The organism is Campylobacter concisus (genome assembly GCF_902460875.1).
Classification (GTDB): Bacteria; Campylobacterota; Campylobacteria; order Campylobacterales; family Campylobacteraceae; genus Campylobacter_A; species Campylobacter_A concisus_AA.
The window spans coordinates 340,962-349,650 of record NZ_CABPVR010000007.1 but is presented as its reverse complement, the minus strand read 5'-3'; the positions used below and the strand labels follow the sequence as shown (position 1 = coordinate 349,650).

Annotated in this window: 6 protein-coding genes; 1 reads left to right on the top strand and 5 read right to left on the bottom strand. The window is 37.3% G+C overall.

The genetic code is table 11. The annotated features are described in order from the left end of the window. Nucleotides 1-66: 66 nt before the first annotated feature. Nucleotides 67-1,398, bottom strand: a complete 1,332-nt coding sequence (purB, locus tag F3H01_RS05485) for an adenylosuccinate lyase (protein ID WP_103570752.1) — start codon at nt 1,396-1,398, stop codon at nt 67-69. 187 nt (nt 1,399-1,585) lie between these two features. Here purB and F3H01_RS05480 point away from each other — a divergent pair, with 187 nt between their 5' ends. After that, nucleotides 1,586-2,500 carry a pseudouridine synthase family protein gene (locus F3H01_RS05480; RefSeq protein ID WP_149725098.1) on the top strand — a complete coding sequence of 305 codons (915 nt, stop codon included), beginning with the start codon at nt 1,586-1,588 and terminating at the stop codon, nt 2,498-2,500. Between the two features lie 260 nt (nt 2,501-2,760). On the opposite strand, the gene rlmN is transcribed toward F3H01_RS05480, so the two are convergent. The 4 genes from rlmN to F3H01_RS05460 are packed head-to-tail and all read right to left on the bottom strand — an operon-like array spanning nt 2,761 to nt 8,610. Then, a complete protein-coding gene (rlmN, locus tag F3H01_RS05475) occupies nt 2,761-3,897 on the bottom strand; it encodes a dual-specificity RNA methyltransferase RlmN (protein WP_149725097.1) in 1,137 nt (378 codons plus the stop codon). After that, complete coding sequence (locus F3H01_RS05470) at nt 3,894-4,574, bottom strand: purine-nucleoside phosphorylase (protein ID WP_149725096.1); 681 nt, start codon at nt 4,572-4,574, stop codon at nt 3,894-3,896. The genes rlmN and F3H01_RS05470 overlap by 4 nt, the downstream gene beginning before the upstream one ends. Further along, on the bottom strand, nt 4,574-5,329 hold the full coding sequence (hisF, locus tag F3H01_RS05465; protein WP_149725095.1) for an imidazole glycerol phosphate synthase subunit HisF: 756 nt from the start codon (nt 5,327-5,329) through the stop codon (nt 4,574-4,576). Before hisF ends, F3H01_RS05470 begins: the two co-directional genes overlap by 1 nt. Next, nucleotides 5,326-8,610, bottom strand: a complete 3,285-nt coding sequence (locus F3H01_RS05460) for a DEAD/DEAH box helicase (protein WP_149725094.1) — start codon at nt 8,608-8,610, stop codon at nt 5,326-5,328. Before F3H01_RS05460 ends, hisF begins: the two co-directional genes overlap by 4 nt. Nucleotides 8,611-8,689 lie beyond the last annotated feature (79 nt).

Sequence of the window (8,689 nt, the reverse complement as noted above, 5' to 3'; positions counted from 1 at the left end):
GATTGTAAAAATTTTTGAATCGATGTATTGAAGCAAGAAGCATAAATTTGCTTCTTGCATTTAAATTTACTTGCCAAAAACTCTGGCGAAAATTCTATCTACGTTTTTGGTGTAATAGTTGTAGTCAAAGCACTCTTTGATCTCATCTTTGCTAAGGCTCTTAGTTAGGTCCTCGTCATTTAGCAAATTTTGTAAAAATAGGCTGTGGCCTTGCTCGTCGATCGCTTTTTTGCCCTCTTGCAAGTCCGCCCAGACCTTCATGGCGTTGCGTTGAACGATCTTGTAGGCGTCCTCTCTAGAAATTCCACGCTGTGGCAGCTGTAAAAGCACGCGCTGTGAAAAGACTAGCCCGCCCGTTAAATTTAAATTTTTCATCATATTTTCTGGATATACGACCAAATTTGCTATCAAATTTTTGATACGAACCAGCATAAAATCAGCCGTGATAAACATATCTGGCAGAATAAATCTCTCAACCGAGCTGTGGCTGATGTCGCGCTCGTGCCAAAGTGCGACATTTTCAAGAGAAGGCGTGACGTATGAGCGTAGCACTCTGCAAAGGCCTGTGATGTTTTCGCTAAGGACTGGGTTGCGCTTGTGTGGCATAGCGCTTGAGCCTTTTTGCCCTGGGCTAAAGTACTCCTCCGCCTCATAAACTTCAGTCCTTTGGTAGTGTCTAATGGCAACTGCGATCTTCTCACAAGTAGAGGCAAGAACTGCGATGGCGCTTACCACATGTGCGTAGCGGTCGCGCTGGATCACTTGGTTAGAGGCTGGAGCGGCTTTCAGACCTAGCTCCTCGCATGTTAGCTCTTCAAATTCCATCGGAGCGTGGGCTAAATTTCCCATAGCGCCTGAAAGCTTGCCGTAGCTGATCGTATCTTTTGCGTCTTTGATGAGCTTTAGCGCCCTTGCGATCTCGTCATACCAGATAGCAAGCACAAGGCCAAAAGTTATCGGCTCGCCGTGGATGCCATGGCTTCTGCCGACCATGAGAGTGTGCTTGTGCTCATTTGCTCTGTTTTTGACCGCCTGCATAAACTCCTCTACGTCGCTGATGATGAGCTCTAGGCTCTCTTTCATCTGAAGTGCGACGGCTGTGTCGATACAGTCGCTTGAGGTCATGCCGTAGTGCACGAACCTGCTCTCCTCGCCAAGGCTCTCGCTGACGCTTGTTAAAAATGCGATGACGTCGTGCTTTGTCGTCTTTTCTATCTCGTCGATGCGAGCTACTTCAAATTTAGCGTTTTTGCAAATTTTCTCGCAGTCGCTGTCGCTTATGAAGCCAAGCTTATTCCAAGCTTTAACGGCAGCTTTTTCTACCTTGAGCCAAGCGTCGTATTTTGCTTGTATGCTCCACTTTTCAGCCATCTCTTTGCGTGAGTATCTTTCGACCATTGTTGAACCTTTTGTGTTAGTTTGCTTTTGTCCTGAAAGTATAAATTTGGCTTTTTGAGCCAGAAATCACGTCGTGTAATTTCTCTAAATTTAAGTTTTGATTATATAAAATCTGGGCTGAAATGTCGGTTATACGCTTATAAATTTGGGCTTAAGATAGCTCGCTCATTTTTCAAAAGGATCATTTTTGCCCTACGTAAATAAATTTATCATTAATGCAGATCATCAAAAAGCTTACGAAATTTTACTGCAAAATGGCTTTAACATGAGCCAAACCCAGCGCCTCATCGATAAAGGCAGGCTGATCTGTGGCGGCAGTGTCGCGAGTGAGAAAAATGCCATTTTGTGCGGCGATGTTTTTTTGATCGACTATGAGGCCAAGCCAAAGGGACTAAAGCCGATCTTTGAATGCGAAAGCTTTGCGGTATTTGACAAGCCAAGCGGCGTGCTGAGCCATCCAAATGGCAGACACTGCGACTACTCGCTAAACGATGAAATTTACACACTTTTTGGGCGAGATGCGAGCGTGGCACATAGGCTAGACTGCGAAACAAGTGGCGTGATAGTTGTGGGCAAAGATAGAAATTCTACGATAAAACTAAAGAAAATTTTTGAAAACAGAGAGGTTTCTAAAAGCTACGTCGCGATGGTGCAAGGCAAGATCGAGCGAGAATTTACGATCGATGCCAAAATGGATCTAGCAAACAACTACGACGATGTGAAAATACGAATGCAAATTTGTGAAAATGGCAAAAGCGCAGTGACTAAAATTTTGCCGATCAGATATTTTGAAGATATTGATACGACTTTGGTTCAGGCTATCCCACTCACTGGTAGACAGCATCAAATTCGCCTACATTTGTTTCATGTGAAACACAAGATACTTGGCGAACCACTTTATGGTTTGTCACGTCCACAGATCGAGAAAATTTTAGATAAAGAGATGAGCGAGCGTGAACGGATAAATTTAACTGGAGCAAAAAGGCTCTTGCTTCACTCGGATGAAATTTCTTTTAAATTTGATAAAATTTTTTATAACATAAAAAGTAAATTTGACGCTGAAAGCGAGTTTTATAGATTTGCAAAAGAAGGTTTACTTTAGTCTAAAATTTTCTTTTTTTAATAAATCTTTACCTACTTTTGCCAAAGTTCATCGCATTTAGATACCATAATGATAATTTTGTAGTTTATGCAATTAATGCTCCATTTTATTTCTATATGAAAGTTAGATTTTATCTTGGTGTTAAGGCTTAGAATTTATGCCTATCTTTTTCATCTTTTAAAACTTTTAAAATAAGCCCTAATCCAAGTAAAACCACAACAGCAACAAAGACTATTTCGGCTATATCAAGTGCACTCATTCTAACTCACACTGGATTTACTATTATCTTCAAGTGAATGTGTTTTTAAATTTTTATCGCTGGAAATAGCTTTAAATTTTACATTTTCATTGCGTTGTTTTAATTGCCCACAAGCCGCACTTATGTCAAGGCCTTTACTCTGTCTGATCGTGCAAGTAACACCGTGATCTCTTAGATATTCTTGAAATTTTAGCATGCTAGTAAGCTCAGGTCGTCCAAATTCACTGCCCTCATGTGGGTTAAAATATATAAGATTTACCTTCGCTTTTATACCATGAAGTAGTTTTACCAACTTTTTAGCATCACTCACACTATCGTTTAGGTCTTTAATAACAAGGTATTCAAACATTACACGCTTTCGCATATCGATAGGAAATCCCCTAACAGCATCCATAACAGCCTCGATATTATATGCCTTATTTATCGGCATTAGGCGACTTCTAAGTTCATTAGTAACAGCATGAAGCGATATGGCCAATAACACACCAAGATCCATCTCGCCAAGCTTTTTTATCTGGCTGCCAAGTCCGCTAGTTGAAACGGTTTGACGACGCGGCGATATGGCTAGACCCTCGTTAAGTGCTAAAATTTTGATCGCTTTACTAACGTTAGCAAGATTATCAAGTGGCTCACCCATACCCATATAAACGACATTTATGCGTCTTTCATAAGGTATCTTATTTTCTCTTTTTATCCATAAAATTTGTCCCACAATCTCGCCTGCGGTCAAATTTCTAACAAGCCCACCTTTTGCTGTTAGACAAAAAGCACATCCCATTTTACAGCCAACCTGTGAGCTAACACAAACTGTATAACGAGCATGGCGACTAATCTTTCCATTCTCATCACTAATCTCCTCTTTCATCGGGAGTAAGACACTCTCTATCTTTAGCCCATCTTTTAGCTCAAAAAGATACTTGATCGAACCATCACTACTTTGCTCAAATTTTACACATTTTAAAGGATCGATATAAAATTTTTCAGCCAGATCTTGACGCATATCTTTAGGTAAATTTAGCATTTGGCTAAATTCGGTTGCATTTTTTTTATATATCCACTCGTAGATTTGTGTTGCTCTAAATGGTGGAGAAACTAACTCCTTTAGCTCATCGATACTAAGATCAAGCAAATTTATCACATATTTTCCTTTATATATTTTGTTAGAATTTTCTTGGCCTCTGCGTGATTTTTTACAAAATCAGCATGTGCATCTTTATTACAAAAATTTGTCGCTACGAAAATTCCATAAGCTGGAATTTTAAAAATTTGAGCTACTTTTAGAACAGAAAAAAACTCCATATTTTCTAAAAAATAGCCTTTTTCAAACATTTTATAAGCTAAATTTTTATCAGTCGTTATAAAATTTGACGAATTTGTTTTGATAGTTCCACGTGAAACGATAGAAGAAATTTCACACTCAATCGGTGAATAAGATCTATTTTCTACGCTAGAAATTTCAATATTTGCCCCAACCGAACTTTCATAAATTTGCAAAATTTCACCATCTTTATAAAGCCCTGCAGAGCCAACGAAAACTATCTTTTCTGGCATTTGATATAAATTTCGCTCAGGATTTTTTGACAAATTTTGGCTTAGATTTTGTAGCTCTGGATTTGATGAGTTTGCAAATTTAGCTTCAATCTTTGCAAGATAGTGCGGATCTATATTTTTTAAATTTATACCCTTTTCATCCACTCCAATACATGCTCGTTTCTGCAAAAATTTTGTCAAATTTATCGCCATATCAACTAGCCCCACGCCCATCGGCAAGGCAAAGTCAAAAATTTCGTTTTTTCCAGCAGAGATAACTAACATCAGAGCCTAACCTCAATACCATTTGCCTTGAGATACTCTTTTAGCTTTTTTATCTCGATTTCGCCAAAGTGAAATATCGAAGCAGCTAAACACGCATCAGCCCCGGCTTCAAAAGCCTCTTTAAAGTGCTCCATCTTACCAGCTCCGCCGCTTGCAATAGTCGGTATAGAAAGCGTGCTAAATACCTTTGTTAGCTCAAGATTAAAGCCCTGTTTGACACCGTCGTTGTCCATAGAGGTTAGCAATATCTCCCCTGCTCCTCGCGACTCGACCTCTTTTGCCCAGGTAAAGGCATCTTTTTTGGTATCGATCCTGCCACCATTTATAAAAACACTATAACCATTTTCGATCTTCTTCGCATCGATCGCCACTACAACACATTGCGAGCCAAATTTCTTAGCTGCCTCATCAATCAAATTTGGATCTTGTATGGCTGATGAATTTAAGCTTACTTTATCACAGCCAGCATTTAAAAGACGTGAAATATCGTCTAACGTACGTATACCGCCACCAACGGTTAGCGGTATAAAAAGCTTACTTGCAACCTTTTTTACGACATCAACTATCGTATCACGGCCAAGGTGAGAGGCTGTGATATCCAAAAAGCAAAGCTCGTCAGCGCCCTCGTCGTTGTATCTCTTAGCTATCTCGACTGGGTCTCCAGCATCGACAAGTCCTACGAAATTTATACCTTTTACAACTCTGCCATCTTTTACATCAAGGCATGGGATTATGCGTTTTGCAAAATGATTCAAATCTGTCCTTTATCTATTTTTCTAGCCGCTACCTCAAAATATGGCAAATTAGACCAATTTTCTCGGTTACCAACTATATAAACAACCTCTTTTGCTCTTGTTAGTGCTACATTTAGTAGATTTGGCGTACTAGCAGCCCATGCTCTAGCACCTTTTGTGGCACCACCAAGAATAAAGATAACAACATCAGCTTCTTTACCTTGCATGGTGTGAATGGTACCAGCCTCTTTTAAATTTTTACAAACATCTTTAAAAGGTGTTATTATTTTAACACTATCTTTTAGCTTGGCTAGCTTACCATCTAAAAGCTTTTTAACGATCATACCTTCGGCTTTATTATAATTACCTATCCATTCATTACTACTAACATCAATCCATTCTGTTTTGATATTAGGATCACTAAGTTTACTTTCACTACTTCTGCCAAGTATCATCATATCATCATATGTTGTTTCGTTTGAAATTTTAAACATAGGGTTGGCGCACCTTCTATGAACAATAAGTGGCGAACCAACCCAAATGGACTTACCCTCTCCTTTTATATATGTACCAATATTTTGTACTTTATCGGCTCGAAGTTGAACTGATGATTTTAGTAGATTAAACTCATCTTTTGCATCACAGTAGCGCAAAATAGCATTATTTAAAGCTGGCGGTAATGTTACAACGGGCTCAAGTTGAAGTGGATCGCCAACTACAACAGCCATGTTTGAACGAAGCAATGCGCCTAATGCGTTAGTTAAATTTGCCTGCCCTGCTTCATCTATTAAGAGCAAACCTATATCGCCATTTAGTAGCTCTTTAAAGGTATTATTAAAAGATGCGAAAGTAGAACTAACAACTGGCGTTAGCAAGAACAATCCTTTTATTATTTCACGTCTATCTTTAGCCTCAAGCCCGTTTTTCTCAGCCATTTTTTCATCATTAAATATAACGCTAAGAGCTCGTAAATTTGTTCTAACAGCTTCTTTGCAAGCAAAGATAGTAGCTTTATGCAGATTAAGTGCTTCTTTAAAAAGCTTGATTCTTGCGTTAAAAAGCTTTGTCTTATGAAATTTCTCATCAAGGCTAAGCTCCATCATAAATGGCATACTCTTTTGTATTTCTTCATTGCTCTGATTAAAAGTACCATTTAAAAAGCTATCAAGTTCTTCACTTCTGCCAATTAATTTTTGACGTCTAACAAAGTCACCATTAAGTTTGTTGAGATGGTCTATCTTGGTGTTAAGTTCTAAAATTTTCTCTTCAAGCTGAGTTATTTGAGCTTTTAGTTCGTTTAATTTTGCTTCATTCTTCTCTTTATTTTCACTATTTTGCTTACTTGCTTTCAAATTTTGCTCAGCTATTTGGCGATTTATCTCACTAACTTTTTGCGCTTCATTGTTATATTTTTCAAAAGCTTGTGTCTTTAAAATTTGCTGGAAAATAAAAAATAATGGCTTTGGAGGCGCACTGAGATACTCTTGTAAAATTTCATTTTGTCCGATAAGCTTTGTTAGCTCGTTAGCTTCCGTAGCCTTTTGCTCTAGCTCATTTTTGCTCAAATCCAGCTCATCTATTAGTGGCCTTAAAAGCTCTTCTATTTGCTTTGCTGAATTATAGCTATCAAGTCTTTTATCGATATTTATAAGCTCACTATTTATACTTTTTAGCTCCTCTTCTTTGATCCTGATCTCGCTAAAAAGTAGATTTACTTCATGTAGAGCTTGATTAAATTTCTCCTTTGCCTCGTCGTAATCATCAATTCCTTCGCCAGTAGCCAAATACTTGCCAAGTCCCATTAAAAAGCCATCTTGTTCTATAAATTCTTTAAATTCTTTTGAAATATCTTCAAACTGACTATGCGTTTTTTCGATCTTTACGCCATTAATCGCGTTAAAGACAAAATTTGACTTATTTTGCTTTGAGCCAAGAGGTATGCAAAAAAGCCCCCATGCAGGTTTTGAGATAAAAGATTTTTCTCCAAAATTTGTCTTTTCATCAGCCGAGAGAAGCCTTGTAGCTATAAATTTAAAATAATCAATCTCGCCAGCGTAACTACCGATGCTTTTTAGTTGGCTAAGCTCTTTACTTAAAATTTCAACCGCACCGTTATTACAAGAGCTAACAACCATCTCATAGCCCTGGAGTTCTTTATTTAGAGTGAAATAAAGCACCTTATCGCTACTATCTCGAACTGGAGAAAAGATATCATGTCTACTCATTTGTGCGAGCTTTATCGCTCTAAGCGTAACAACTTCAGCCATTACGTCTTTTAAAAGCGTTGTTTTACCAGTGCCTGGAGCACCATTTACGCTATAAATTCCACCACTTTTTTCTTTAAATTTTTTAATGATGTTATTAACGGCAATTTGCTGTGAAAAATTTAGAGCGAAGTCACTAGCAAAGGCCGATCTTGGATACTCCTCTGCTTTAAAAAAATCTCTAACAAGCCTTTTATTTTGCTCATCTCTTACATCAAGTCTTTCAAATTTATTCTCACTGCCCTCGTCCAAAAACTGATCCGTTAGCTCATGCGTCCTGCCTGACTCGTAAAATTTTATAAGCAAATTTATATCATCTATGAAAAAGCTATTTAAAAGGCTATCATTTTCTTTAAAATTTGGATTTATAATCTTTATTTCAAGCCTTAAGAAATCATTACAAAATGGTGTTTTAAGTGCACTTTTTAGCTCATCGTTTATAAGCTTTATATATTTGCCAAATTCCATTTTTTCTTTATAGATAGATAGCTTGTCTTTTATGCGCTCGCACTCTTTGCTAAAGTCACTTTGGCTTATCTCTTTTAGATGATCTAGGCGAGCCATTGCCCAAGGAGCTGTTGAGATGAAAAGATCATCAGACGAGTTTGGTGTAAAAAACGGAGTTAAATCATCATCTAAATTTACATCTTTTAAAGCAAAATTTTGATCATCTTTACAAAATACCAAATCACCAGTAAGCTTAAATTTATAGCAAAATGCCTTATCAAAGCTCGTTTGCTCAGATCGCAGCTCATCCAAAATTTGCTCTTTTTCAAATTTTGAATTTGCTAGCTTTGAGATATAAATGGCAAGCAAATCAGTCTCAAAAATACCGCCATAAATAGAAATTTCTATACCATTTTTTAAAAGCGAGCTATCAAATGCCCTTAAAATTTGTAGAAATTTCTCATCAAAATTTGTAATGTCAAGGTCTATTGATTTTTTAAATTTGGTATTTGTCTTTTTTGGCTCATCTAAGGTTTTTGGCTCTAAATATTGTGATAATAAAAAGTATTTTAAGGTATTTGCTTTGCTCAAATTTATGCCCTATTTCGTTATTGTTTAGTGATTATAATCCATTTTATATATGATTAAACTAAACTTGTAATCATTGTAT